Source organism: Streptomyces sp. ML-6 (assembly GCF_030116705.1).
Taxonomy (GTDB): domain Bacteria; phylum Actinomycetota; class Actinomycetes; order Streptomycetales; family Streptomycetaceae; genus Streptomyces.
Map to the genome: position 1 here is coordinate 455,858 of NZ_JAOTIK010000002.1, position 24,912 is coordinate 480,769.

Consider the following 24,912-nt stretch of genomic DNA (forward strand, 5'->3'; position numbering starts at 1 on the left):
ACCGCCGCGGCCCGGGCAGGATGTCTTCCGTGAACCATGTGCTGTGATGCCTTCTGTGAACCACGTGCTGTGCGGCCTCGCCGCCAATGAGGCCCTGCCCTTCGAGCTGGTCGGGCGTCTGATCGCGGTCGCGGACGAGGACGTTGCCCACAGCCTCGCCCGTCGCGCGGACCTCGGCCGCGAGCAGGCGGTCGCCCTGGCCGCCCGCGTCGAGGAGAGCGCCGTGCAGCTCGCGTACGAGGGCCGGCTGACCGCTGCCGACATCGACCCCCGCACCCGGCCGCAGGCCGCGCTCGCCCTGCTCGACGAGCGTTCCGGCGACCCGGAGTGGGCGCGGCTCTTCGCCCGGGACCCCGACGTCGAACGCCGGCTGAAACTGGCCGCCTGTCCCGGGCTTCCGGCCGATGTGCGGGAGACGCTCGCCGCCGACCCGGACGTGCGGGTCGTCGTGGAGCTCGCGTTGTGGACCACGGCGGACCTGACGGCCCGGCTGGCGCACCACCCGCATGCCGAGGTGCGCCGCGCGGTGGCGGCCAACGAGGCCACACCACCGCGGGTCCTGGCCATGCTGGTCAGCGGCGAGGGGCTACCGCCGACGGAGCGGTGCCTGGTCTGCGACGCGGAGGAGACGCCCTGCGCGCACGATCCGCACTCTCCACGGCTCGACTGCGACCTGCGGCCCGGTGCCTCGTGCGACGGCTCGCACGAGTCCACCCTCCACGAGCTGGCGCAGCAGGCGTTGCAGAACCCCGCCACGCCGATCCGGGTACTTCTCGGGTTCGCCGATCATCCCTCGGCGCTGCTGCGCGGCCTGCTCGCCGCCCGCCCCGGCCTGCCGCCGGAGACCGCCGCGCGGCTCTCCGGCGACCCCGTTCCCGGTGTCCGGGCCGAACTCGCGGGGAACCCGGCGATCGACGACGCCGTGATCCGTGTGCTGGCCGCCGACCGCGACCACGAGGTGCGGCGCCGTCTGGCACACCACCCTCGTGTGCCGCTGGACGTGCTCTCCGGCCTGGCCGCCGCCACCAGGATCGGTTCGTCCCTGCTGCCGCGGATGGCCTCCGCCTCTCCCGCCGAGGTCGAGGACCTGGCGAGGTCGTCGAATCCGGTGCTGCGGATGCTCCTGGCCGAGCGGCGCGACCTGCCGGCCGGGATACGCGACACGCTGGCCGACGACCCCGATGCGAAGGTGGTCAAGTCCGTCGCGCGGCACCCCGGCCTCTCGGAGGCCCGGCTGCGGTCCATGGTCGAACGTCACGGGGCCCAGGTCGTCGCCGGGGTGGCGGCCAACCCGGATACCCCGCCCGCCCTGTTGGAGGATCTGGCCGGACACGTACCGCCTGTCCGGAAGGCGCTGTGCGAGATCGCCCGGCACCCCGGCGCGACCGGCCCGGCGCTACTCGTCTGCCTGGCGGACCGGAAGGCGCGGCGGGTGGCTGCCGGGCATCCGGCCCTGCCGACAGAGGTCATCGTCGAGCTGCTCGCCGACCGCGACTGGCAGGTGGGGCAAGCCGCTGCCGCCAACCCGTCCCTGCCGGCGGCCGTCATGGCGGAGTTGGTGTCCGAGTCCGAGAGGGCACCCGGAAAGCGCCCCGGGGCCGGTGCTGGCGGCACCGGCTGACGGGGGAAGGGAGGGGCCGGTTCAGCCGTCCGTGTGCTCCCGGGCGTGCTGGGCCAGGGTGGTCGCGATGGCGGCGAAGGCGACCGCGTGACCGCGGGCGTTGGCGTGGACGCGGTCGGCGGCGTAGATGCCCGGGTCGGCGGCGAGCGGGTGGTGGTGGGTGTCGATGTGGATGCCGCCGAGTGCGCGGGTCAGGCCGACGGTGATGCGGTCGAGCTCGTCGAAGCGGCGGGCCATGTTGTCGGCGTGTTCCGGCGGGACGAGGCCCGACCGGGCGAGGTCGAACAGGCCGATGGTGATGACGAGGGCACCGCTCTCGGCGAGGGGGGTCAGGAACGAGGCCAGTTCCGCCCGCAGCGTCTCCGGGTCGAAGCTGCGGAAGGCGTCGTTGCCGCCCGCGCTCACCATCACCACGTCCGGCCCGAAGTCCAGGGCGGGGATGAGCTGCTGGTCCCGGATCTCGTCGAGAAGCAGGTGGGGCGTGGCCAGGTTGACCGCGGCGAAGCCGGGGCGGGTGGCGGCGAGGGCGTCGGTGAAGCGGTCGGCGAAGGACCGCTCGCGATAGCCCGGCAGGGGGCCCATCACCCCGGCAGTGACGCTGTCCCCCATTACGGCCAGCCGGTTCCAGGGGAGCTCGCGGAGCAGTTCGGCGGCGGTGTCGGGGGCCATGCAGTACGGGTCGGACAGCTCGGCGGCGAGGTCGGTGGGGGCGGTGAGGTCGGCGAGGGCAGGGGGTCGGCGGGGGCAGTACGGCCGTCGAGGTCGGTTGGGTCGGCGGAGGCAGTGAGACCGGCGGAGACAGTGGGGTCGGCGGGGTCGGCGGGGTCGGCGGGGTCGGCGGGCCGGGCCCGGACGGGGGTTCGGTACGGCTGGGAGGTCATCGTTGGTCTCCTTCGAGGGTCCGGGCGGCGGCCGGGGCCCGGTCGGCCGGGGGTGCGGGGTTCGGCAGGGGCGGAGGTGCGAGGCGCAGGGCGAGACCGCCCACGGCGGCGGCCAGGTTGACGGCGGTGGCGAACCAGTACACGGCGGCGTACGGCTGCGCGCCCGGGCCCGAGACCTCCGCGACGATCACGGCCGTGGCGGCGATGCCGAGGCCGCCGCCGACCTGACGGGCCGCCATGACCATGCCCGTCGCGGCGGCGAAGTGCCGGGGCACGACGGAGAGGGCGGCGGCGCTGGAGATGCCGACGGTGGCCATGCCGACGCCGACGCCCATCACCGTTCCGGTCGGCAGCCAGAGCGTCCAGAAGCGTGGCTCGGTGTCGATCAGCAGGGCCGGCACGGCCGTCGAGGCGGCGACGAGGGCCGAGCCGCCCGCCACCATCGTGCGCGGGGTGAGAGCGACGGGGAGCCGTCCGATGCCGATGCCGACCACGGCGGTGACGAGCGCCGCCGGGCTCATCGCGAGACCGGCCTCCAGGGCGGAGTAGTTCCAGGCGTCGGTCATGAAGAGCACGCCGAGCAGCATCGTGGTGAACAGCGCGGCGCCGTACGCGAGGGAGACGCCGCTCGCCACGGCGAAGGACCGGCTGTGGAAGAGGTCCAGTCGCAGCGCCGGGCGCGGGTGCCGGAGCGCCCGCAGCACGGTCGCCGCGCCCGAGAGCACGGCGACGCCGGAGGCGGCCGACACGTGCACCGAGGTCCAGCCGTGGTCGGGGCCCTGCGTCAGGCCGTACACCGCCGAGCCGATGCAGAGGGCGAGCAGCAGGCCGCCCACGAGGTCGGGTCCTTCGCCGGTACGGGACTCGCCGGTCAGCAGCTTCCTCCCGGCGATCAGTACCCAGCAGCCCACCGGCAGGTTGAGGCAGAACAGCGCCCGCCAGTCGAGCACCTCGACCATGACACCGCCGACGGCGGGTCCAGCGGCGGCGGCCAGGGCCCCCGCCGCGCTCCACATGCCGATCGCGGCGCGCCTGCGTTCGGCGGGGATCTCCGCGAGCACCAGCCCCAGCGACGCGGGTACCAGCAGAGCCGCCGCCAGGCCCTGGACGGCGCGGGCCCCGAGCAGCACGGGCAGGGCCGGGGCCACGGCGATCAGCAGCGACGACGCCGTGAAAACGGCGACGCCGATCAGGAACAGGCGGGCGCGGCCGACCGCGTCGGCCAGCGGCCCGGCCGGGGCGAGGAGGGCGGCGAAGGGGATCACGTAGGCGGTGGCGACCCACGAGACGGTGGTCAGCGAGACGTCGAAGTCGTCGGCGATCGGCGGCACCGCCAGGTTGGTCACGGTGGCGTCGAGAAAGCTCAGGAAGGTGCCCGCGCAGGCGAGTAACAGGGCGAGGGAGGCCCGGCGGGTGGTGGCGGAGGGCGTCATGGCAAGGATTTAAGAGTACGATCGTTCGTACGTCAATGCCGTACGGTCGTTTGCTAAGCTGTCGGGCATGGCAGGACGTGCATCGGCTCAGGCAGCGCTCGAAACCCGGCGGTCGGTGCTGCGCGCCGCCGCCGAGATCGCTTCGTCGGAGGGCTTGGACAGCGTCACCATCGGCCGGCTCGCGGACCGGTTGGGGATGAGCAAGGCGGGTGTGATCGGCCAGTTCCGCAGCAAGGAGAAGCTGCAACTGGAGACGGTGGATCTGGTCCTGGAGGACGTCCGCACCCGGGTCTGGCAACCGGTGCGCCATCTCGACGCGGGCCTGCCCCGGCTGTTGGCCCTCTGCGCGTCCTGGGTGCGCTACGCCGCCGATCCCGGCTACTCCGGGGGCTGCCTGCTCACCCAGGTCACCTACGACTACGACGGCCGCACCGGCGCCGTGCACGACCGGATCGCCGAGGGCCGCACCCGCTGGCGGGACACCCTTCGCCACGACATCGACGCCGCCGTCGCCGCCGGGGACCTCCCGCCCGGGACGGACGCGCCCCAGGTCGTCTACGGACTGGAGTCCCTGGCCGCAGGCATCACCCCGGCGCGACTCCTCCACGGCGACAGCCGGGCGGAGGACTGGGCGCTGTGCGGCATGCACGCCATCCTGGGCGTTCCCATGCCGGACTGACTCCCGCCCCGGACCAACTCCCCCGGCGGACCGGCCCCTTGGGACGGGCCGGTGCCCGGGACGGGCCCGTCCCCCGCACGGACGCACGGCGTACCGGCACCCGCTGAGCGGACTGCTGAACCTGTATCAGGGGAACTTCGCGCCACCGGACGAGTCGGGCATGGAACCGTTGGTGTTGTCCGCAGCCCCGGCAGCCCCGGCGAGGACGGACCGCGTCCACTCGCGGGCCTGGACGCGGACAGCGGCGGCACTCGGGCGTTGCCGGGGCTTGGGGCCATGCCGGTGAGGAGCCGCCCTCGTCCCGCCGAGCCGCCGAACCGTGCCGGTGGGGGTCACGGGGTCGCGAGTACGCGCCGTACGAGGGCCGGGAACGTCGACAGGTCCGCCGGGCGGGCACCGCGCCAGGCGATGTGCCCGTCGGGGCGCACCAGGAGTGCGGCGTCCGCGTGTTCGGTGCCGAGCACGCTCGCCCATTGGCCGGGTTCCGCCTCCCGCTGGGCGGCGGTGCGGATGGTACGGAGGGTGAGGGGGATGCCCGCCTGTCGTACGGCCTCGGCCTGTCGCTGCCACTCCGGGTCGCTGTCGGCCGCGAGCAGGGTGAGGCCGGAGCCGATGAGGTCGAGGGTGGAGGTCACTCCCGCGGGGCCTCCGGTGAGGCGGACGTGGGGGACGCGCTCCCCCGGCCGGCAGCCGGGGCGGTAACCGTAGGTGTTCAGGGGCCCGGGGACGTCGGCGGATCCGGGGCCGGGCGCGGGAACGTCGGCGGATCCGGGGCCGGGGACGTCGGCGGATCCGGGCCCGAGGACGGAGTCGGGGATGACGGCGGCGGAGCGGTAGGTGGCGGTCAGGAGGAGTTCGTCGTCGATGCGGTAGCCGGCCCGGTTCGTCGCGTTGGCCGTGGAGATGTCGATGACCTGGCGTGCGAGGGGGCGCCGCTCGGCCCCGTAGGTGTTCAGCAGGGCCTCGTCGGCGTACCCGGCGACGACGGCGGCGAGTTTCCACGCGAGGTTGTCGGCGTCGCCGATGCCGGTGTTCATGCCGTGGCCGCCGGTCGGCGGGATGACGTGGGCGGCGTCGCCCGCCAGCAGGGCGCGTGAGCGGCGGTAGGCGTCGGCGAGCTGGGCGTCCATGCGCCAGGTCATCGTGTCGCGGACCGTCACGTCCAGATCGGGGATACCCGCGGCCGTACGGATGAGCCCGGCCAGGAACCGATGGTCCGTCGGATCCGCCGCCGCGTCCGCGCCGAGGGGGTACTGGTAGATCCAGTGGCGGTCGTTGTCGACGGCCATGAACCCGCCCCGCCCCGGGACGGTGAGGAAGTACGAGGCGCTGGCCCGGTCGGCCACCACCGGGCCCAGGGGTGCCTCGAAGCGGATGCTCAGGTACCGCCCGAGACCGGTCGGGCCCTCCATCGCGATCCCGGCCCCGGCCCGCACGGTGCTCGCGGCGCCGTCGCAGCCGACGAGCCAGTCCGTCCTCAGTCGGTACCGGCGGCCGGTGGCCCGTTCCTCGACGACGGCCCGCACGCCGAGGCCGTCATCGGCGAAGGAAACCACACGGGTGCCGAACCGGACCCGGGAGCCGGCCAGTTCCTCGGCGCGCCGCAGCAACAGGGGCTCCAGGACGTCCTGGGAGCAGATGAGGCCCGGCGACGGCGTGTGCTCGGGGCCCTCGTCGGGCTCCTGGACGAGACCGGTGCGGACGTGGTCGGGGTCGACCAGGTCGCGACCCCGGTAGAAGCGGACCTGCTCGGGCGGCAGCCCCGCGGCGCGAACCGCTTCCTCCAGGCCGATGCGCCGGAAGATCTCCATGGACCGGGCCGAGACACCCCGCGCCTTCGGATGGCGGGAGGTGGCGGGACGGGCCTCGGTCAGCACGTGGTCCACACCGTGGCCCGACAGCAGACAGGACAGGGCCAGACCGACGGGTCCGCCCCCGACGACCAGCACGGACGTATGCGACTCGGTCACGGAGGGCCTCTTTCTTCCTGCACGAACGTCCACGTAACGACTAACTATATTTTAGACGTTACCATGGTGGGGTGATGCCGTCCCACCGAAGCGAGAGAAGCCCATGGACCAGCGATTCGCCGACGACAACCCACGCGGCCTGTACTTCCTGACCGATCTGGTCAACGCCGTGCAGGACGGGAGCGGAGCCACACCGGCCGGGCTCGAAGCCGTGGTGGAGGCGCACGGCGGCCCGGCCCTGCGGCTGACCGGGACCACCGCGGAAGAGGTGCGGGAGGCCGTCGCGGTCGTCGCCGGCATCCTGGACATGAAGGACGAGGACAGCGCCGCCGAGGCGATCAACGCCCTGCTCGACCGGTACCCCGCCCGGCCCCGGCTGGCCCGTCTGCCGGGGCGCCGCTGGTCGCTCCACACCCAGGTGCCCCGGGATGCGCGCCCGGCCCCGTGGCTGCTGTCCACCGCCGCGCTCGCCCTGGCGCTCTGGCTCAGCGAACGCGGCTACTGCGCATGGGGCCGCTGCGCCGCGCCGGGATGCGACCGCTACTTCATCGACACGGGGCGCCGCGCGCCGCAACGCTACTGTTCGACCCGCTGCGGAACCCGGGTCCGGGTCGCCGCCCACCGCAACCGGGGCCAGTGAGCCTTTCGACACCGGGGCGGGCAGGGGCGAGGGGGCCGGCAGCCGGTGCGGGCCGGCAGCCGGCAGGGACAGGAATCCAGTGTGGGCAGCAGCCGGCTCCCCGGAGGAGTTCAGGCGTAGGCGTCCTCGACAACGACCCGTCGCACCGTACGCAGCGTCGACCGGAGGCTGTCCGGATCGGTCGAGCCCAGGGCGAGGCGGATCGCCTGTGGTGTGTGGGCCGAGGTGGTGAACGGCTCGGCCGTGGCCACCGAGATGTGCTGACGGGCGAGGGTGGCGGTCAGACGATCGGCGCGCGCGTCGTCGGGCAGCGGCAGCCAGGTGAAGTAGGACGAGGGGTGGCCTATGAGCGGGAGCCCCGCCAGCTCCTGTCCGGCGATTGCCTGGCGCGCCTTGGCGTCGTCCCGTTTCCGCGCCTCCAAGTGGTCCACCGTGCCGTCGTCGAGCCAGCGGCAGGCGAGCGCGGTGGTGAGGGCCGGGGTGTTCCAGGTGGTCGCCCGAATCGCGCGTTCGAGCGACGGCACCACGGACAGCGGGGCGACGACGAAGCCGACCCGCAGGCCGGTGGCAACGCTCTTGGACAGTCCCGAGACGTGGACGGTGATGTCCGGCGCGGTCGTGGCCAGAGGCGGTGGCGGGTCCTCGACCAGGTAGGCGTAGGAGGCGTCCTCGATGATGAGCGGGCCGTACCGGCGGGCGATCCCGATCAGGCGGATCCGGTCGGGGGCCGACATGACCCGGCCCAGGGGGTTGTGCAAGGTGGGCATGGTGTAGATCGCGCGCACGGGGCGGGTCGCGCACAGCCTTTCGAGGGCGTCGAGATCCGGGCCGTCGGCGGTTGCGGGGATGGGCTCCAGGTCGAGCCGGAAGGCGTGCGCGAGCACCTTGAAACCCGGGTAGGTGAGTGCATCGACCGCGACGACGTCGCCGGCGTCGAGCGCGGCCATGACGGTGATGGCCAGGCCGTGCTGCGCACCGTTGGCGATGAGGACCCGGTCCGCGTCGGCGGTGATTCCCCGGCGCCTCAGGTGCCGTGCGACCGAGGCCCTGTCCTGGGGGCGCCCTCGATGGGGCTGGTAGCGCAGCAGCGATTCGAGGTCGCCGGAGGTGGCCACCTCGCGCAGGGCCTGCCGGAGGAGGCCGGCCTGTCCGGGCAGCGACGGACAGTTGAAGTTGAGGTCGACCGCGTCGGTGGCGACGGCCTGTTGGTCGATGCCGTGACCGGCGGGAACCGCGATGTCGCGCACGAACGTGCCGCGGCCCTGTTCCCGGCTCACCAGACCCATCGCTTCCAGCTCGGCGTACACCCGGGTCGCGGTCACCACGGCGATGCCCTCACGGGCGGCGAGTCCGCGGTGCGTCGGCAGCCGTACGCCCGCGGCGAGCCGCCCGGTCCGGATGTCGGCGGCGAACGCGTCGACCAGTGTTTTGTACCGCGGGACTGCCATGCGCCGGATTGTACCCATGACAATTCTTTGACTGTCCTGCTCAGGGCTTCCTACCGTCGGGGCCCACCCACCCGGAAGGACAGCCGTCGTGCACATCGCCATCCTCACCTTCGAGGGCTACAACGAACTCGACTCCCTGATCGCGCTCGGTGTGCTCAACCGCGTCAGGGCCGACGACTGGCGCGTCACCCTCGCCACCCCGGGCCCCAGGGTGACGTCGATGAACGGAGTGGTCATCGAGCAGATGTCCACTCTTGAGGAGGCGTGCGCCGCCGACGCCGTGATCATCGGCAGCGGCATCGCCACCCGCGAGGTCGTCGAGGACCCGGCGATCATGAGCGTCCTGCGGGGCCTGGCCCCCTCGCGCCAGCTCATCGCCGCGCAGTGCTCCGGCGCGCTCGTGTCGGCCAGGCTCGGCCTGCTCGACGGCGTCCCCGCCTGCACCGACCTGATCACCAGGCCCTGGGTCGTCGCCGCCGGCGTGGAGGTGCTCGACCAGCCCTTCCACGCCAAGGGCAACATCGCCACCGCCGGCGGCTGCCTGGCCTCGCACTACCTCGCCGCCTGGATCATCGCCCGCCTCGCGGGCAAGGAGGCCGCCGACGGCGCACTGCACTATGTCGCCCCGGTCGGCGAGAAGGAGGAGTACATGGAGCGCGCCTGGCGCAACATCACCCCTTACCTGCCCGCGCCCCACCCGCACCGGCCATGACCAGGACTGTGATCGCGACCGCAACTGCAACTGCGGCTGCGGCTGCGGCTGCGGTCACGGCTGCGGTGTCAGTCCGCTGAAGTATCCTTCCGGCCGCTGAACATCAACTGGGAGGATCGAGAGAATTGACCGGCCTGTCCGCTTTCCCACTGCCCTTTTTTGCTTCCTACGGAATATCGTTCAAGAAACCCCGAACGCTGCGGGAACTGGAGATGATGCAGTGCAGCGCCCACATCCGGGCGAAATCGGGGTGGTTCGACAAGATGAACGACGCCGAAATCGTTGCCAAGTGGACGAAAGAAGCGACCGACCAGGGTCTGACCGAAGCCCAGATTCGTTATGTGCTCGCCGAATTGAGGCATTACGCCGGGCTGCGGGACGAGCGAACCGGCATCGAGGTGTCCGCCGTCGACGGGGTGTGGCAGTCGGACACGCTGATCGACGAAGAGCTCAGGTCCCGGCTGCGCGAGGCGGTCCGGGCCCTGGAGCAGGTTCCCGAAGCGGAGAAGGACTGGCATCCGGGCTCCGACGGCCAGGTGCTGGATCTGGTCCATCCCTCGCTGTTCTGCCTCGTGCGGCAGGCGAGCGGAGCGCCCGAGGAGGTTTGGAGGAGCTCGGAGGCCAGCAGGTCACAGTACGAATTCTCGAAGAATTTCCAGTGGCTGCCCACGGATGTCGAGGTCGGTGACGACGGCGACGTCGTCTTCCGTTCGTACGTCAACAACGTCCATCCCGTGGCTCACGCCGAGCTCGCCTCCGTCCTGCCGGACCTGTTCGCGCGCATGCGCCCACTGCTGGAGAACGTGCTCACCGATCTGCGCAATCCGCGTCCCCCGCGGATCGACGTCAATCCCTACACGTGGTACGACGAGGCCCCGGGCAAGCCGGTCGAGCCCGTCGACGACGATGACGACGAGGCCTACGCGGCCTGGGAGAAGGCCGAGGACAACTGGTGGTACGACCGCCGCCCGGTCATCCCGGACGCCCCGGAATTCGTCCCGCCCGCACTGCCCGACGACTCCGCCCGAATCGACCTGCGCGGCCGTCGCCTCCAGGTCATCGTCAAGCTCGCCACCATTCACCTCACCCCGGAGAAGCCCGAGTACTCCGGCGGTTCCTGGCATGTCGAGGGAATGTTGAACGAACGGATCGTCTCGACCGGAATTTACTACTGGGACAGCGAGAACATCACCGAGAGCCAACTGAGTTTCCGGGCGGCACTCGACGACCCGGACTACGAACAGAACGACGACACCGGCGTGAGCGAGGCCTACGGGCTGTCGAACGAGGACCCGCTGAACCAGCTGCTGGGATCGGCATCGACCCCGGCGGGCCGCTGCCTGGCGTTCCCGAACGTCCTGCAGCACCGCGTCGGCTCGTTCCGCCTCGCGGACCCCACCGCGCCCGGCCACCGCAAGATCCTCGCGTTCTTCCTGGTCGACCCGTCGAAAAGGATCGTCTCGACCTCCGACGTGCCGCCGCAGCAGCCGTGGGCGGAGACCTCGACCATGACGCTGGAACAGGCCAAGGAATACCGCGAACAACTCATGCAGGAACGCAAGTTCTTCATCGCCGAGCACAACGAAGAGCTCTACGCGCGACCGTTCTCCCTGTGCGAGCACTGAACCCTCGCCCTCGCTTTTCCCGGTGAACGGCTGACGCACGGCCGCCGACCACAACCCGGCCGTACTCGCGAGGGCGTTGACGCGATTCCCGTCCCCGTACCCGTGCCCGTGTCCCGGTGGGTCTCGGGCCTCGTGCCGTGCCGGAACCAGCGGGACACCCTGAGCGCCGTGGAACATCGGCGCTCAGGGTGCGGCGCCGGCGGGCGCGAGTGCGGAGGTCGACCCGAGCAGCGCCCCCGCGGTCCGCACCGCCGTACGGGGGCGGACCTTCACAACACCTTGAATCTACTGAATCAAAAACGGTCGTACGGAAAACGAGCGCATTATGATGGCCGATGGCCGATGGACGGTGAGCTACGAAGACGTGCGACGGTCGCACCGAGGAAGGCCGTGCGCACCCGGCGGACCCCGCTCATGAGAACACTGATGGGATTCGGAGCCGTCACCACCATGCATCACCCCGTCACCCGCGACGACCTGGGCGGAGGAACCCCCGATGACCCACCCGCAGCCGGACCCCGTGTGGCGTCCGGAGATCCCCACGCGGCTGCTCGTGCACGCCCTGGTCCGTGAGGACGGGACCGTCGACGCCGGTGAGCTCTACGCCGTCGCAGGACTGCTGGGCATGACCGACCAGCAGGTCCGGCTGTGCATCAAACGCCTCGTCGCCGAGGGGCGGTTCCTCCAGGAGGGGCGGGGGCGCAAGGCCGTGCTGCGGGCCGTGGCCGACGCCGCGACCGGCGCCGTCGCCCCCGACGCCGACCACGTCCGCCACGCGTACCGGCAGGACCGCGGGCTCGCGCCCTGGGACGGTACGTGGCACCTCTTCGCGTTCGCGGTCCCGGAGGCGCGCCGCGCCGTCCGCGACACACTGCGGGAAACCCTGCTGCACCTGGGCGCGGCGCCCATCCAGGGCGGGCTGTACGTCGCCGCCAATCCCATCGCCGACCTGGTCGGGGGCCGGGCCCGTCAGCTCGACGTGCTCGACTCCGTCACCTTCCTCACCAGTACCGACCTGCACATCGGGGACACCACCGATCCCCGTGAACTGGCCGCCGCCATCTGGCCGTTGGACACGATCGCCGCCCGGCACGAACTCCTCGCGGCCTTCGCCGAGTCCTGCGCCGACCGGCTGGCCCGCGGGACGGAGCTGTCCGGGGCCGAGCGGCTCACCCTGGCCGTGGAGCTCGCCGCGGTGTTCAGTCACGCCATGACCCCCGATCCACTGCTGCCTCCGGAGCTGCTGCCCCGGCCCTGGGCCGGCAGCCGCGCCCGCCGGCTCGCCCAGGAGTGCTGGGCCGCCCTGCGCACGCTCCCTGCGGCCCGGGACGCCTCCGCGCCCCTGCCTCGGGTGTTCTGCCTCTACGACGACGCGTTCCCCGCGCCCGACAAACGGGCCTGATGCCCGGCGTCCCGTCCCGTACCGTTCGGTGCGGAACGGTACGGGACGGTGGGGAACGGTACGGCGCGGTAGGGAACGGTACGGAACGGGGCGGCTGCGTCCGGCAGGACGGCTGCGAGGAAGCGGCCACCGCGCCGGAGCCCCGGTCCTGCTCGTACGGATCGACGGCACCGGCGAAGGTCAGCCCCACACGCCGAGGGTGAACTCCGCGATCACCGCCGAGAGCAGGAACGAGGCGGTGATCGCGACGAGTCCGACCGGGATGATCTTCCAGCCGATGTGGCGCAGCAGCGGCAGGTCCTTGCCCAGTGACAGCCCCGCGAGGGTCAGCATGATCGTGGCGATGGACAGGAAGTCCACCGAGCCGACCAGGCCGTTGAGGCTGTCGGAGGCGAAGAACCACGGGCTGGACACGTACGCGCCCACCGTGGTGACCCACACGATCGCGGAGACCTTCCGGCTGACCTTGGCGAGGAACAGGCCGAGCAGCACCAGGCCCAGCAGCACGGCGTAGCCGCCGACGATGTCCCAGCCGATCGTGCCGGCCGCGACGGAGGCGGTGCCGAGGCCGAGCACCGTCAGGACGCCGAGCGAGAGCCCGAGCGGGATCCTGATCTCGTCCGAGGCGGCGGCGACTTCCTCCCGGAAGGCGCGGTTCGCGGCTGCGTCGTCCTTCTGGACGGCCTGGGCCGCAGAAGCGGTCGGGGCAGTCGGGACGTCCAGGGCGGTCGGGACGGCAGACGCGGTCGGGCCAGTCGGGACGCCCGGGGCGGTCGGGACGGCAGACGCGGTCGGGGCGTCGGGAGTATTTGGAGCTTCCGGCGCGCCGGGGGCAGCCGAAACGGCCGGGGCGTCAGAGGTTTCGGGCGGCGTCGTCCCCGGCGTGCGGGTGCTCTGGCGGCGGGTGAGGAAGCGGTAGAACCGGTCCGCCAGCGGCAGTGCCACGTAGATGCCCACGTAGACCCCGAGGATGGTGGTGATGAGGTTCGACACCGCCGCCATGCCGAGGATGGCCTCTTCGTGCCCCGGGTAGGCGGCCACGATGCTGGCCGAGGAGGCGGCCATCATCGAACCCGAGCCGACGCCGGCGCCCATGGCGAGGGCCAGCGGGTCGAAGATGTTCCAGTTCGACACCAGCGAGGTCAGGAGCGTGATGAACACCGCTCCGAACATCGTGCCGAACACGTACATGGCCAGGACGCCGCGGTACTGGTCGGAGTCCGGCCCGTACTTCTCCGAGACCATCGCGAAGGACGGCTCGCGGTCCAGCGAGAAGGTGGCCCCGACCGTGGCCCTGCCCAGGCGCAGCAGGACGGCGAGCGGCAGGGCCACCGCCACCGTGCCCAGGAGGTGGCCGATCTCCTGGAGCAGCAGCGCGGGCCCGGCCTTGACGAGCGTCGGCAGGCTGGGGCCGATGTTGAAGGCGAGCCGGGCGACGAGGAGCATCACGGCCACGCCGACGAGCGCGGACGCCACTTTCTGGAGGCGGATGCCGAGGGGGCGGACCTTCTGGACCGACACCAGCAGGCCCAGGATCAGCCCCCACACCATGGGGAAGACGATGACGGAACCGACGCCCAGGTCGATGTCGAGCTGCCCGACGGCCTGCACGACCAGGGCGATGACCAGGGCGAGAGCGGCGATCGGCAGGGTCTGACGCGGCCCGGCGACGCGGTCCTCGAGGCCGGTGGTGGGGGCGCTCATGTCGTCACCACCCCCTCGCCGCCGTCGCGACGGTGGGCCGCGGCGACGAAACGCGGCCGGTGTTCGGTGTCGAGCGCCGCGTCCACGACGGTCCGGGCGAGGGCGCGGGCCGCCTCGAGCATCATGTCGTACGCCACGGGCGTGTCGGCGAGGGCCGCGAAGGCGTGGGAGTGGATGGGCGCCTCGGCTCCCGGGATGCTCAGCCACGGATGCAGGCTGGGGATGACCTGGCTGATGTTGCCCATGTCGGTCGAGCCGCCGACGAGCCGGCCGCCGGAGGTGACGTCCCGCCCGAAGGAGGCCATGGCCGCCGTCCAGAAGCCCGCCAGTGCTTCGTCCTGCACGAGCGGTTCGTAGAGCGGCTCGGTGGCCTCCACGGTCAGCTCGGTGCCGGTCGCCAGGGCCGCGCCCTCGAAGCACCGCCGGACGCGCTCCAGCAGCGTCCCGTACTCGGGCAGGGTGAACGCCCGGCACTCGAAGTCGACGACGGCCCGCTCGGGAATGATGTTGGTGGCGGCACCGCCTTCGGAGACGAACAGCGCCACCCGCTGGTCGCCCGGCAGTTGCTGGCGCAGCAGACCGACGGCCACCTGGGAGAGCGTGGCGGCGTCGGCGGCGTTCACGCCCTGGTGGGGTGCGGCCGCGGCGTGCGCAGCGCGCCCCCGGAACACGGCCCGGTACCGGCCGACCGCCTGCGAGGTGCTGCCGGCGGGGTTGTGGCCGATCCCGTCCTGCACCGGGTGGACCATCAGGGCCAGGCCCACTCCGTCGAACGCGCCGGCCTCCAGCAGCAGCGCCTTGCCGCCGCCGTGCTCCTCGGCCGGGGTGCCGATCGCCTTCAGTGTGATGCCGAGTTCGTCGGCGTACGGGGCCAGGGCCAGTGCGGCGGCCACCGAGGCGCCGGCGATGAGGTGGTGGCCGCAGGCGTGGCCGATCTCGGGCAGCGCGTCGTACTCGACGCAGAGCGCGACCGTCAGCTCGCCGCTGCCCGCGGTGGCGGTGAACGCGGTCGGCAGGCCGCCCGTGCCGTGCTCGACCGTGAACCCGCCCCCGGCGAGCAGTTCGGTGATCGCGGCGGCGGCCCCGGTCTCCTGGAAGGCGGTCTCGGGGTGGGCGTGCAGGGTGCGTGCCAGTTCGAGCACGCGGTCCTGCCAGTCCGACACACCGGTGGAGGTGCCGGCCCTGAGCCGGTTGCGGACATCGGCTCCGGTGCCGGCTCCGGTCTCAGTTCCGGTGTGGGCTCCGGTGCCGGCTCCGGTCTCGGCTCCGTTGGCAGGGCCGGTCTCGGCGGGACTGGTGGGGCTGGTGGAACTGGTGAGATGGTTCGTGGCCACGGTGTCTCCTAGTAGCTCAGGGAGGGGAACGGGGCGCCGGCGGCCCGGGTGGGCGTCCAGACGGCCTTGGTCTGCGTGTACTCGTCCAGCACTCCGGGGCCGGAGGAACGGCCGTGCCCGGAGTCCCCGAAGCCGCCGAAGGGCACCGCGACGTGGATGGTCTTGTAGGCGTTGATCCAGAAGGTGCCGGCCTTCACGGCACGTGCCACGTGGTGGGCGCGGGCGACGTCCTGGGTCCAGACCGCCCCGGCCAGGCCGAAGTCCGTGGCGTTGGCGCGGGCGACGGCCTCCGCCTCGGTGTCGAAGGCGTCGGCGCCGACCACCGGCCCGAAGACCTCGGTGGTCTCCAGCGGGTTGGCGGGCGTGACCCCGTCCAGCAGGGTGGGCGGCACCCAGTGTCCGCCCGCCAGTGCCGAGCCGGTGAGCCGGTCGGGCAGCCGGGTGCCGGTCACCCGACGGGCGCCTCCGGCGAGCCCGGCCTCGATCAGCGAGGTGACGGTGCCGAACTGGGGCCGGGTGATGATGGGGCCGACCTCGGTGGCGGGGTCGAGGGGGTCGCCCAGCCTCAGCCGGGACGCCCGCTCGGCCACGCGCGCGATGAACTCCGCGTGCACGGAACGCTCCACGAGCAGCCTGGAGCCGGCCACGCACGACTGGCCCGCTCCGGAGAAGACGGCCGACACGGCGCCGTCGGCCGCCCGGTCCAGGTCGGCGTCGGCGAAGACGATGTTGGCGCTCTTGCCACCGAGTTCGAGGACGGTCGGGATGCCGGCACCCGCCGCGGCGACCGCCACCCGGCGGCCGGTGGCGACCGAACCGATGAAGGACACCTTGCCGACCCGGGGGTCGGCGGTGAGGGCGGCACCGACGGTGGTGCCGAGGCCGGTGGCGACGTTGAACACCCCGTCCGGCAGCCCCGCCCGGTGGGCCAGCTGGGCCAGCCGCAGGGTGGAGGCCGGGGTGAACTCGCTGGGCTTGACGACGACGGCGTTGCCGGCCGCGAGCGGTGCGGCCGAGTTCCAGCCGCCCGTGAACAGGGGCGCGTTCCACGGGGTGACGGCCACCACGACACCCCAGGGGACCCGTTCGGTGTAGGTGTGCCAGTTGCCCGGTACGGGGATCGTGTGGCCCAGCAGTTTGTCCGCCCACCCCGCGTAGTAGCCGAACATCTCGGCGACCTTGGCGGCCTCGGCGCGGGTGTCGCGTACGGGCTTTCCGGTGGTGGCGGATTCCAGGAGGGCGAGTTCCTCGGTGTGGGCGCCGATCGTCCGGGCCACCTCGCGCAGGATCGCGGCCCGTTCGAACGGGTCGGTCGCGGCCCACACCTCGGCCCCGCGGACGGCGGAGGCCAGCACGGCGTCGGCCCCCTCGGCCCCGGCATCGGCGTAGTCGGCGAAGCCCTCTCCGGTCGCGGCGGCGGTGAGGTGCACCCTCTCGCCGCCACCGGTGACGACCCGGCCGTCGACGAACGAGCCGAGGCCCTGCGGGAAGGCGGCGTCGAGAGCGGCACGGGCGGTGGCGGCGCCGGACGTGCCCGGGGCCGACGGGAAGGCAGTGGTGGTGGTGCTCATGCTGCGGTGGCTCCTTCGGAGGTGAGGGAGGGGGCTACGGTGCGGGCGATCTCGGTGAAGTCGGCGTCGGGGCCGAGCGCGGCCAGGGCCTCCTGCCAGATGTGGCTGGCGGCGGCCAGCAGGTGCGGGGTCGCCCCGCGCCGCCCGGCGGTCTCGACGGCGAGTGCGGCGTCCCGGGCCATGAGTCCCAGGGCGAAGCCGGAGTCGTAGGTACCGGTGAGCACCCAGTCCGGGTACATCGCCGCGGACGCCTTGCTGGCGCCGGACGCGCCGCTGATGCCCGCCGCCGCGGCGGCGGGATCGACGCCGTACGCCTTCGCCACGGCGAGGGCCTCGCCGACCGCGACCAGGTTGACCGCCGCGAGGACGTTGTTGAGGAGCTTGACCACGTTTCCGGCGCCGGGGGCGCCGAGGTGGCGGTACCGGCCGCCGGTGAGCGCGTCCAGGACGGGCCGGGCCGCGTCGAGCGCGTCGGGTTCGGCGCCGACGAACGCGGTGAGCCGGCCGGCGGCCGCGCCTTCGCGGCCGCCCGAGACGGGGGCGTCCACGAAGGCCACGCCCTGTTCCGCCGCGAGGGCCGCGACCTCGGCGGACGTGCCCGGTTCCGACGTCGTGGTGTCGACGACGGCGCGTGTGCCCGGCCGCGCCAGCAGAGCGGGCACGGTCGCCTCGACCACCCGGGCCGAGGGCAGCGACAGGAGCACGTAGGGCGTACCGGCCAGCCGGTCGAGGTCCTCGACGACCTCCACGCCTTCCTCCCCGGCGGCGGACCGGGCGGCGGGCGCCGGATCGAATCCGCGTACCCGCCACCCCGCACGCAGCAGGGTGGCGGCCATGGCACCGCCCATCGAGCCGAGGCCGACGACGGCGATGTGCTTGCTCATCAGTTCAGTGCTCCTGTCATGAGGGGATGTGTGCGTACGGACCCGGGCGAGGCCGGGGAAAGGGCCTCGGCGGCCCGGGGGAAACGGTTCTCAGTGGTCCCGGCGGGCCTTGGGAAGCGGCCCTCGGGAAGGGGCCGGTCCGGGATGCAAGGCCATCGGCACGACGGGCGCGACCGGCGCGGCCGGCGCTCGCACGCGGCATCGAAAGGGGTGGGTCGAAAGGCGCGCAGGCACACAGAAACGTAGGTGTGCAGGCGCTCGGGCTCCGGGGCGGCACCGGTCGGGTGGCGCGGGAGCGGGTGCGGCGGGGGGCGGCCGCGAGGGATGGGGCGCGCCGCCCGGAAGGGGACTGTGCTGGGGGGTGGCCAGGGGTTGTGCGGGGATCGGTTGTGCTCGGGGTTGTGTCTGGGATGTTGCCGACCGCGCGGACCGGATCGGACGTCCGCGCGGCACGAGGGGGAACGGTTCAGTCGAGGTAGACGTCCAGGTCCTTCCAGAGTTGCTGGGTGCGGCGGATGGCGGCGCGGCTGCGCTCGGGCCGGGCCGTCTGCATGCCGGCGAGGAGTCCGTAGACCACCGAGGTGGCGGCCGTGACGGACTGGAAGAAGGAGATGCCCTCCGACGGCACGATCAGCAGGTGGTGGGCGATGGAGGTGGCGAGCCGGCCACGCCGCATGTCGGTGATCGCCACCACCGTGGCGCCCGCCGCACGGGCCGCGTCGGCGGCGACGATGATCTGTTTCATGGAGCGCCACATGTTGACGACCACGAGCACGTCGCCCGGACCGAGACAGTTGACGGCGGTCGCCAGGTGGACACCGGCCCGGTTCTCCAGTGTGACGGGGTAGCCCATGGTGGAGCCGAGGTGGGCCATGACAGTGGCCGGACCGGCGAAGGAGCCTGCCCCGACCACCAGGATCGACCGGGCCGAGGCCAGGGTGGCGATGGCCGCCTCCGCGTCGGCGGCGGAGTTGCTCTCCAGGGTCTGGCGCAGGTTCTCGATGTCGTGCGTGAGGGAGTCGTGCAGCGGGCTGCGGTGCTCGCCGTGTTCGGTCAGGGTCTCCTCGGTGGAGATGTGCACCAGGTAGCGGGCCCGCAACTCGCGTTGCAGATCCGGCCAGCCCCGGTAGCCCAGCGTCTGGGCCGCCCGCACCACCGTCGAGCTGTTCACGTCCGCCCGTTCGGCGATCTCCGCGATCTCCGCGTACGAGGACAGCTGCGGGTTGCGGACGATGACGTCGACGACCCGGGCCTGGGCCTTGGACAACGGCACGTCGGGCAGGGCGTCGCCCAGCCACTGGCCGTCGCCGTCGGTGGGGTCATGGTTCTGCGATGCGGACACGGGCCTTGCTCCCTGGTACGAGACGCAGCATTCTGCAAACCTGTTTGCAGGACCGTACCTCGCAATTGCGTTTGCAGGAACCCCTGATTCCGCTGCGGACAGCGAGCCCGCACCACCGCGCCGCTGCACTGCCGCCGTGCCACCACCGTGCCGCTGCCCGGGAACGCCCGAGCCCGGCTGGTACAAGGGCTGTACCGGCCGGGCTCGAAACCCGTCAGGCGAGGGCGAGGAAAAGCTTCTCCAGTTCTTCCTGGGTCATGGGCGGGGCGTCCGATTCCCCCACGAGGCACTGACGCATGCCACCGGCCACGATCTTGAAGCCGGCCCGGTCCAGGGCCCGGGATACGGCGGCGAGCTGGGTGACGACGTCCTCGCAGTCACGGCCGGACTCGATCATGGCGATGACGGCGGCCAGTTGCCCCTGGGCCCGGCGGAGCCGGTTCAGGACGGGCTTCATCGATTCTTCGTCCACCTGCACGGACTTTCCTCCTCCACTCCCCCTCCCGGTGCCCGGTGATGCCCCGGGGCCTTCCGGCGCCCAGTGACGCCGGGGGTGCTTCAATGTCTCACCGCGCGCCCCGCAGCTGCGCGATCACCGCGCCGATGTCGGTGCGGGGGCCGCGGTTGTACGGGAGCTTGGAGAGCAGGACGCCCATGGCGCAGGAGTTGCTGATCGCCGCGTAGGTCAGGCCCGCGCCGACCGCCGTTCCGACGAGGTGGACGCCGGGCACGAGAATGCCGACGAGACCGGTGGTGAGGACGATCGACCCGGCGACCAGGCGGACCTGGCGCTCCATGTCCCAGCGCTCGGGGCCCCACTCCACGGGCGCGCTCGCCGCCTCCCAGGCGTTCATGCCCCCGGCCAGGACGCGGAGATTCGTCAGGCCGGCCTCGGCGAGCAGCCGCTCGGCCCCGGCGGCACGGCTTCCCGAGCGGCAGACGAGCACGACGTCCTCGTCGAGGTGGGGAAGCAGTTCCGCGCGGTGCTCGCGCAGGACGTGAAGCGGAACGTTGCACGCGCCGGGAATGTGGGCGGTGCGGAACTCGGCGGGGGTGCGCACGTCCAGCAGACGCGGCGCACGGCCTTCCTCGGTGAGTTTGCGCAGTACGGCAGGGGTGATGGACTGAACGGTGCGCTCGGCACTCATGCATGACTCCGGAAGGAAGATATACCCACGGGGGTATACGAGGGGATGCGAGGGGGTTGTGCGGGCTTGGGGCACGGGGGCGTACGGCCCCGGGCGGGGCGTACGGACCTGAGCGGGGGACGTACGAGCCCGGGTGGGGCGTACGCCCCTGGGGAGCCGTCGACCGGCGGCTCGCGGGCGGTCAGGCGCCGGTGGATTCCGCGGCGAGGGCCCAGGCCGCGTAGCCGCCGAGGATGTCGGAGACGTCCTCGGCACCGCGGTGGCGCAGGAGGCTGGCCGCGATGGAGGAGCGGTGGCCGCCGGCGCAGTGCAGGACGAGCGGCCGGTCGGTGGGGAGTTCGGCCGCCCGCGCGGCCAGTTCGCTCAGCGGGATGTGCAGGGCCTCGGGGATGAAGCCGTTGGCCTCGCGCTCGCCGCAGGTGCGGACGTCCACGACGACGGGCGGGTTGTCGCCGGCGAGGGCGGCCTTCAGGTGCGCGGCGGTGAGGCGGCTGGCGGGGGTGACCTCGTCCTCCATCGCCCTGAGGGCGTCCTCGGGGTTGCGCAGGTAGCCCGCCACCCGGTCGAAGCCGATGCGGGCGAGGCGGGTGACGACCTCCTCCTCGCGGTTCTGCGGTGCCATGACGACCAGTTCGCCGGCCGGGTCGAGGACGGTGCCGGCCTGTTCGGCGAACCGGCCGTCGGCGGGCACGTTGACCGCGCCGCGCAGGTGCCCGGCGGCGAACTCCTGCGGGTCACGGGCGTCGACGACGACCGCACCGCCCTCCCTCAGCCCGGCGAACTCCTCCAGCGTCAGGGGCCGGGTCGCCGCCGTCGCGTCGTAGCGGACGCGGTCCTTGCGGTTGAGCTCCGCGTCGTAGGCGAAGTAGCCGGGCGCGGCGGGCTGGCCGGCGGTGACGAGCGCGACGAACTCCTCGCGACCCATCGGGGCGCAGGCGTAGTTGGTGGCGCGCTGCTCACCGATGGTCGACTGCTTCTCCGTCGAGAGGTTCTTGCCGCAGGCGGAGCCGGCGCCGTGCGCGGGGAAGACGCGGACCTCGTCGGGCAGGGACATCAGCTTGTTCTGGACGCTGTCGTGGAGCATCCCGCCCAGTTCCTCGGCGGTCACGCCCACGGAGGCGAGCAGGTCGGGGCGGCCGACGTCGCCGATGAAGAGCGCGTCGCCGGTCAGGACGCCGTACGGGACGGTGTCGTCGGCCCGCTCGTACACGAGGACGCTGATCGACTCCGGGGTGTGTCCCGGGGTCTCCATGATCTCCAGAGTGACGTCACCGAGGGAGATCCGCTCGCCCTCCGCCAGCTTGCGGATGGGGTACTCGGTCTCGGCGCGGTGGCCGTAGCCGATCCAGGCGCCGGTCGCGTCCGCCATCTCCAGGTGGCCGGCGACGAAGTCGGCGTGGAAGTGGGTGTTGATGACGCCGACCACGGTGAGGCCCCGGGCGCGGGCGTCGGCCAGGTACTCGGAGACGTCACGACGCGGGTCGACGACCACCGCCCGACCGGTCCCCTCGTCGGCGATCATGTACGACGCCTGGGAGAGGCAGTCGAGGTAGTACTGGGTGAAGAACACGGCGATTTCCCTCCTGAGGAACACTCACCCGCGGCGGGTGCGAAAGGTTGGGTCACGGGGCGGCGCGCCCCCTGGGACGGGACCGGCCGACCGGCCGGCTCGGGCGATCAGGCGTCCGCGCCGCTCACCAGCGGCCGGCCTGTCCGGGCCCAGCCCGCGGTGCCGTCCGTGACCGAGAGCGCGTCGACCCCGCGGGCCACGAGCTGCGCGGCGGCCCACAGACTCCGGTTGCCGCTCACGCAGATCACGTACACCGGCCCGCCCGTGGGCAGGGCGTAGGGGACGGAGTCGAACGCGGACAGCGGTGCGCTGTGGACACCCGGCACATGCCCGGCCAGGTACTCGTCGGGCTCACGGACGTCGATGACGAACGCGCCGGCGGCCAGTTCCGCGGCGAAGACCTCCAGGTCCACTTCACACATCGAGGCATCCCTCGCTCTCTCGAGTACCCCCCGGGGTATTTATGTACTCGACCGTAAGTCGCCCCGCACAAGAAGTCAAATACCCCCCTGGGTATCCACTCACCAGGGAACCCGAAACGCCTCCCCCTTCGGGAAAATACGGGCGGGGGTATGCTGGCCTGCACATACACATTCCCGCTCTGCGCAACCGCACCGCTTGTCGCCGTCGTCGAGCACCCGGCCGACGGTCGCCGGCCGCCGGTCGCCCTCGCTCGCGCGCGATGTGCGCCCGGGCGCCGCCCGGTGAATCACCGAGCAGCGCCCGGCCGGTCAGTGGCCGCGCGGGGCGTACATGATCACAGCCATCCCGGCGAGGCACACCAGGGCACCGATGACGTCGAAACGGTCGGGGCGGTAGCCATCGGCGACCATGCCCCAGACGATCGACCCCGCGACGAAGATCCCGCCGTACGCGGCCAGGATGCGCCCGAAGTTGTCGTCGGACTGGAGGGTGGCCACCACCCCGTACAGGCCGAGCGCGATGACACCGGCGCCGATCCAGATCCAGCCCTTGTGCTCGCGGATGCCCTGCCACACCAGCCAGGCGCCTCCGATCTCGAACAGGGCGGCGACGACGAACAGGGCGACGGAACGGGCGACGAGCACAGCGCAGGACCTTCTGACGGGTGAGAAAGCGGAAAAGTGGACGGAAAACGGAACGGTAAGCGGGAGCGGGGCGAGCGAAAGCAGGACGGATAGGACGGGACAGGGCGGAAGCAGGGCCGGGCTGGGCATCACACCGGCGGGGACGGCGGCCACCCTGGCCACGCAGACGAACATGGGACCTCCTGGCGCGTCGGCTTCGGCGTCGGCCCCGGCGGACGGACCGTTCTGGTCACCGGCGGACTGTTCGCGCACGTGCGCAATCCCGTCTTCACCGCCATGGCCATGACCGCGACGGGCCTGGTCCCGACCGTACCGAACGAAATCTCCCTCCTCGCCCTGGCCGCCCTCGTCACTGCGGTCCGACTCCAGGTCCGGGTCGTCGAGGAGCCGTACCTCACCGGCGTGCACGGCCCCGCGTACAAGACCTGTGCCGCCCGCACCGGACGCTTTCTGCCCGGGATCGGCCGACTCACCGACTGGAGACATCGACTCGATTCGTTCGAACACCCCCGTACGACGGGCAAATTCGGTTGCGGCGGGACGTGCGGGAGCAGTGGGGTGCTTCCATGGACGGTGATACGGAGCAGGCCCGACAGGCCGGAACAGAGCAGGACCGCAGGGACGCGACGCGACCGGCTGCCGCGACGCGACCGGCTTCCTGGCACAGGTTCGCGGTGCTCGCGGTGCTGATGCTCGCCGCGTTCACCTTCAACACCGCGGAGAACCTGCCGGTCGGCCTTCTGGAACTCATCGCCGAAAGCCTGCAGGTGTCCACGTCGGCGGTCGGTCTCCTGGTCACCGGGTACGGCGTGACGGTGGCCGTCGCGTCCCTGCCGCTCGCCCACGCCATGCGGGCCGTGCCCCGGCGGCATGTGCTCACGGGGGTGCTGGCCGCGCTGGTGGTGTCCAGTCTCGTCGCGGCGCTGGCCACCTCCTACTGGCTGCTCCTCGCGGCACGGCTGCTGACCGCACTCGCCCAGGCGTTGTTCTGGGCCGTGATGGGGCCGGTCGCGGTGGGGTTGTTCCTGCCCTCGGTTCGCGGACGTGTGGTCGGGGCGCTGTCGGTCGCCGGTTCGCTCGCCCTCGTGCTCGGTGTTCCCGCCGGTACCTGGCTGGGCCAGCAGAGCCGCTGGGAGGTGCCCGTCGGCATACCGGCGGCCCTGGGGCTTCTCTCCCTCGTGACGGTCGCCGTGCTGCTGCCGACCTCGCGCCCGGAGGAGGAATCCGCCGCCTACGCGACGAATCCCGACGCCCGCAGGTTCGGGATCGTGCTGGCGGCGGGAACCCTGTCCGCCGCCGGGGCGTTCACGGGGTTCACCTACATCGTGAAGTTCCTGGGCGACGTGAGCGGGTTCTCCCCGAGCGCGGTGAGCGCCCTGCTCATGCTCTTCGGCATCGCGTGTCTGGCCGGGGTGGGCATCACCGGGGCGGTGCTGGACCGCTTCCCGCAGTCCGCGCTGACCACCGCCGTGACCGTGCAGGTGGTGGGCATGCTCGGCCTGTACGCCGCCGGTCCCCATCCGGTGGCGGCGGTGGTGTTCCTGGCTCTGATGGGCGGTGCGCTCGGACCGGTGTTCATGGCCACCCAGAACGAGATGCTGCGTTGCGCACCGGGCCGCACCGACATCGCGCTCGCGGCGAACTCCGGCGCTTACAACGCCGGCCTCGCGGCGGGCGCCGCGCTCGGGGGGCTGGTCCTGCCGCTCGCCGATGTGCGCGGCACCTTCCTCGTCGGCGGGCTGCTGGCGGTCGGGGCCTGCGCGGTGCTGCTGCTCGGCGGGCGGCTCCTGCCCGGCCAGAACCATCGGAGCAGGGCCTCGGCCTAGGATTTTTTGTTCGTTGAATCAGCCGTCTGTGGTCAGCGGTCTGGTCAGCCGTCTG

Annotated in this window: 21 protein-coding genes and 1 pseudogene; 7 read left to right on the forward strand and 15 right to left on the reverse strand. The window is 72.4% G+C overall.

What is annotated here, in order from left to right:
* The first annotated feature begins 55 nt into the window (after window positions 1–55).
* Entirely contained in the window at window positions 56–1,621 is a 1,566-nt protein-coding gene (locus OCT49_RS36005) for a hypothetical protein (RefSeq protein WP_283856765.1), read from the forward strand.
* A gap of 21 nt (window positions 1,622–1,642) precedes the next feature.
* On the opposite strand, the gene OCT49_RS36010 is transcribed toward OCT49_RS36005, so the two are convergent.
* Both OCT49_RS36010 and OCT49_RS36015 read right to left on the reverse strand, forming a co-directional pair.
* Window positions 1,643–2,290: an SGNH/GDSL hydrolase family protein gene (locus tag OCT49_RS36010; protein ID WP_283856369.1), complete on the reverse strand. Its 648-nt coding sequence runs from the start codon at window positions 2,288–2,290 to the stop codon at window positions 1,643–1,645.
* 208 nt (window positions 2,291–2,498) lie between these two features.
* Window positions 2,499–3,935 carry a DHA2 family efflux MFS transporter permease subunit gene (locus tag OCT49_RS36015; protein ID WP_283856370.1) on the reverse strand — a complete coding sequence of 479 codons (1,437 nt, stop codon included), beginning with the start codon at window positions 3,933–3,935 and terminating at the stop codon, window positions 2,499–2,501.
* A gap of 67 nt (window positions 3,936–4,002) precedes the next feature.
* Between OCT49_RS36015 and OCT49_RS36020 the strand changes: the two genes are divergently transcribed.
* Window positions 4,003–4,614 (forward strand): TetR/AcrR family transcriptional regulator, encoded by a 612-nt coding sequence (locus OCT49_RS36020; RefSeq protein WP_283856371.1) that lies wholly within the window; start codon window positions 4,003–4,005, stop codon window positions 4,612–4,614.
* 332 nt (window positions 4,615–4,946) lie between these two features.
* Here the strand turns inward: OCT49_RS36020 and OCT49_RS36030 are convergent, their stop codons facing one another.
* A complete protein-coding gene (locus OCT49_RS36030) occupies window positions 4,947–6,584 on the reverse strand; it encodes an FAD-dependent monooxygenase (RefSeq protein WP_283856372.1) in 1,638 nt (545 codons plus the stop codon).
* 103 nt (window positions 6,585–6,687) lie between these two features.
* Here OCT49_RS36030 and OCT49_RS36035 point away from each other — a divergent pair, with 103 nt between their 5' ends.
* Window positions 6,688–7,224: a CGNR zinc finger domain-containing protein gene (locus OCT49_RS36035; protein ID WP_283856373.1), complete on the forward strand. Its 537-nt coding sequence runs from the start codon at window positions 6,688–6,690 to the stop codon at window positions 7,222–7,224.
* A gap of 110 nt (window positions 7,225–7,334) precedes the next feature.
* Here OCT49_RS36035 and OCT49_RS36040 read toward each other — a convergent pair whose 3' ends face one another.
* Window positions 7,335–8,672 (reverse strand): aminotransferase-like domain-containing protein, encoded by a 1,338-nt coding sequence (locus OCT49_RS36040; protein WP_283856374.1) that lies wholly within the window; start codon window positions 8,670–8,672, stop codon window positions 7,335–7,337.
* A gap of 88 nt (window positions 8,673–8,760) precedes the next feature.
* Here OCT49_RS36040 and OCT49_RS36045 point away from each other — a divergent pair, with 88 nt between their 5' ends.
* The 3 genes from OCT49_RS36045 to OCT49_RS36055 all read left to right on the forward strand — a co-directional run bounded on the left by OCT49_RS36045 (window position 8,761) and on the right by OCT49_RS36055 (window position 12,411).
* Window positions 8,761–9,384: a DJ-1/PfpI family protein gene (locus tag OCT49_RS36045; RefSeq protein ID WP_283856375.1), complete on the forward strand. Its 624-nt coding sequence runs from the start codon at window positions 8,761–8,763 to the stop codon at window positions 9,382–9,384.
* 125 nt (window positions 9,385–9,509) lie between these two features.
* The gene (locus OCT49_RS36050; protein ID WP_283856376.1) at window positions 9,510–11,009 is read left to right on the forward strand and encodes a DUF4246 domain-containing protein; all 1,500 of its coding nucleotides are present in this window, start codon (window positions 9,510–9,512) and stop codon (window positions 11,007–11,009) included.
* Between the two features lie 496 nt (window positions 11,010–11,505).
* A complete protein-coding gene (locus OCT49_RS36055) occupies window positions 11,506–12,411 on the forward strand; it encodes a PaaX family transcriptional regulator C-terminal domain-containing protein (RefSeq protein WP_283856377.1) in 906 nt (301 codons plus the stop codon).
* A 180-nt stretch (window positions 12,412–12,591) separates the two neighbouring features.
* Here OCT49_RS36055 and OCT49_RS36060 read toward each other — a convergent pair whose 3' ends face one another.
* From OCT49_RS36060 to OCT49_RS36105, 11 genes and pseudogenes are all read right to left on the reverse strand, one after another.
* On the reverse strand, window positions 12,592–14,115 hold the full coding sequence (locus tag OCT49_RS36060) for a DUF3100 domain-containing protein (protein ID WP_283856378.1): 1,524 nt from the start codon (window positions 14,113–14,115) through the stop codon (window positions 12,592–12,594).
* On the reverse strand, window positions 14,112–15,449 hold the full coding sequence (locus tag OCT49_RS36065) for an amidohydrolase (protein ID WP_283856379.1): 1,338 nt from the start codon (window positions 15,447–15,449) through the stop codon (window positions 14,112–14,114). The genes OCT49_RS36060 and OCT49_RS36065 overlap by 4 nt, the downstream gene beginning before the upstream one ends.
* An 8-nt stretch (window positions 15,450–15,457) precedes the next feature.
* Complete coding sequence (locus tag OCT49_RS36070) at window positions 15,458–17,020, reverse strand: aldehyde dehydrogenase family protein (protein ID WP_283856380.1); 1,563 nt, start codon at window positions 17,018–17,020, stop codon at window positions 15,458–15,460.
* Window positions 17,017–17,409, reverse strand: coding sequence for an NAD-binding protein (locus OCT49_RS39955; protein ID WP_349632851.1), 393 nt, complete (start codon window positions 17,407–17,409; stop codon window positions 17,017–17,019). The genes OCT49_RS36070 and OCT49_RS39955 overlap by 4 nt, the downstream gene beginning before the upstream one ends.
* Window positions 17,410–17,463: 54 nt before the next feature.
* Window positions 17,464–17,925, reverse strand: a pseudogene (locus tag OCT49_RS39960) (NAD(P)-dependent oxidoreductase); the annotation flags it as partial.
* Window positions 17,926–18,370: 445 nt separating this feature from the next.
* Entirely contained in the window at window positions 18,371–19,246 is an 876-nt protein-coding gene (locus tag OCT49_RS36080; protein ID WP_283856382.1) for a MurR/RpiR family transcriptional regulator, read from the reverse strand.
* 214 nt (window positions 19,247–19,460) lie between these two features.
* Window positions 19,461–19,703, reverse strand: coding sequence for a metal-sensitive transcriptional regulator (locus OCT49_RS36085; protein WP_349632852.1), 243 nt, complete (start codon window positions 19,701–19,703; stop codon window positions 19,461–19,463).
* Window positions 19,704–19,812: 109 nt separating this feature from the next.
* A complete protein-coding gene (locus OCT49_RS36090) occupies window positions 19,813–20,394 on the reverse strand; it encodes a rhodanese-like domain-containing protein (protein ID WP_283856384.1) in 582 nt (193 codons plus the stop codon).
* 181 nt (window positions 20,395–20,575) lie between these two features.
* Complete coding sequence (locus OCT49_RS36095; protein ID WP_283856385.1) at window positions 20,576–21,964, reverse strand: MBL fold metallo-hydrolase; 1,389 nt, start codon at window positions 21,962–21,964, stop codon at window positions 20,576–20,578.
* Between the two features lie 107 nt (window positions 21,965–22,071).
* A complete protein-coding gene (locus tag OCT49_RS36100) occupies window positions 22,072–22,386 on the reverse strand; it encodes a rhodanese-like domain-containing protein (protein WP_283856386.1) in 315 nt (104 codons plus the stop codon).
* A gap of 309 nt (window positions 22,387–22,695) precedes the next feature.
* Window positions 22,696–23,031, reverse strand: a complete 336-nt coding sequence (locus OCT49_RS36105; RefSeq protein ID WP_283856387.1) for a YnfA family protein — start codon at window positions 23,029–23,031, stop codon at window positions 22,696–22,698.
* Between the two features lie 689 nt (window positions 23,032–23,720).
* On the opposite strand from OCT49_RS36105, the gene OCT49_RS36110 reads away from it, so the two are divergent.
* Complete coding sequence (locus tag OCT49_RS36110) at window positions 23,721–24,857, forward strand: MFS transporter (RefSeq protein ID WP_283856766.1); 1,137 nt, start codon at window positions 23,721–23,723, stop codon at window positions 24,855–24,857.
* The last annotated feature ends 55 nt before the right edge of the window (window positions 24,858–24,912 follow it).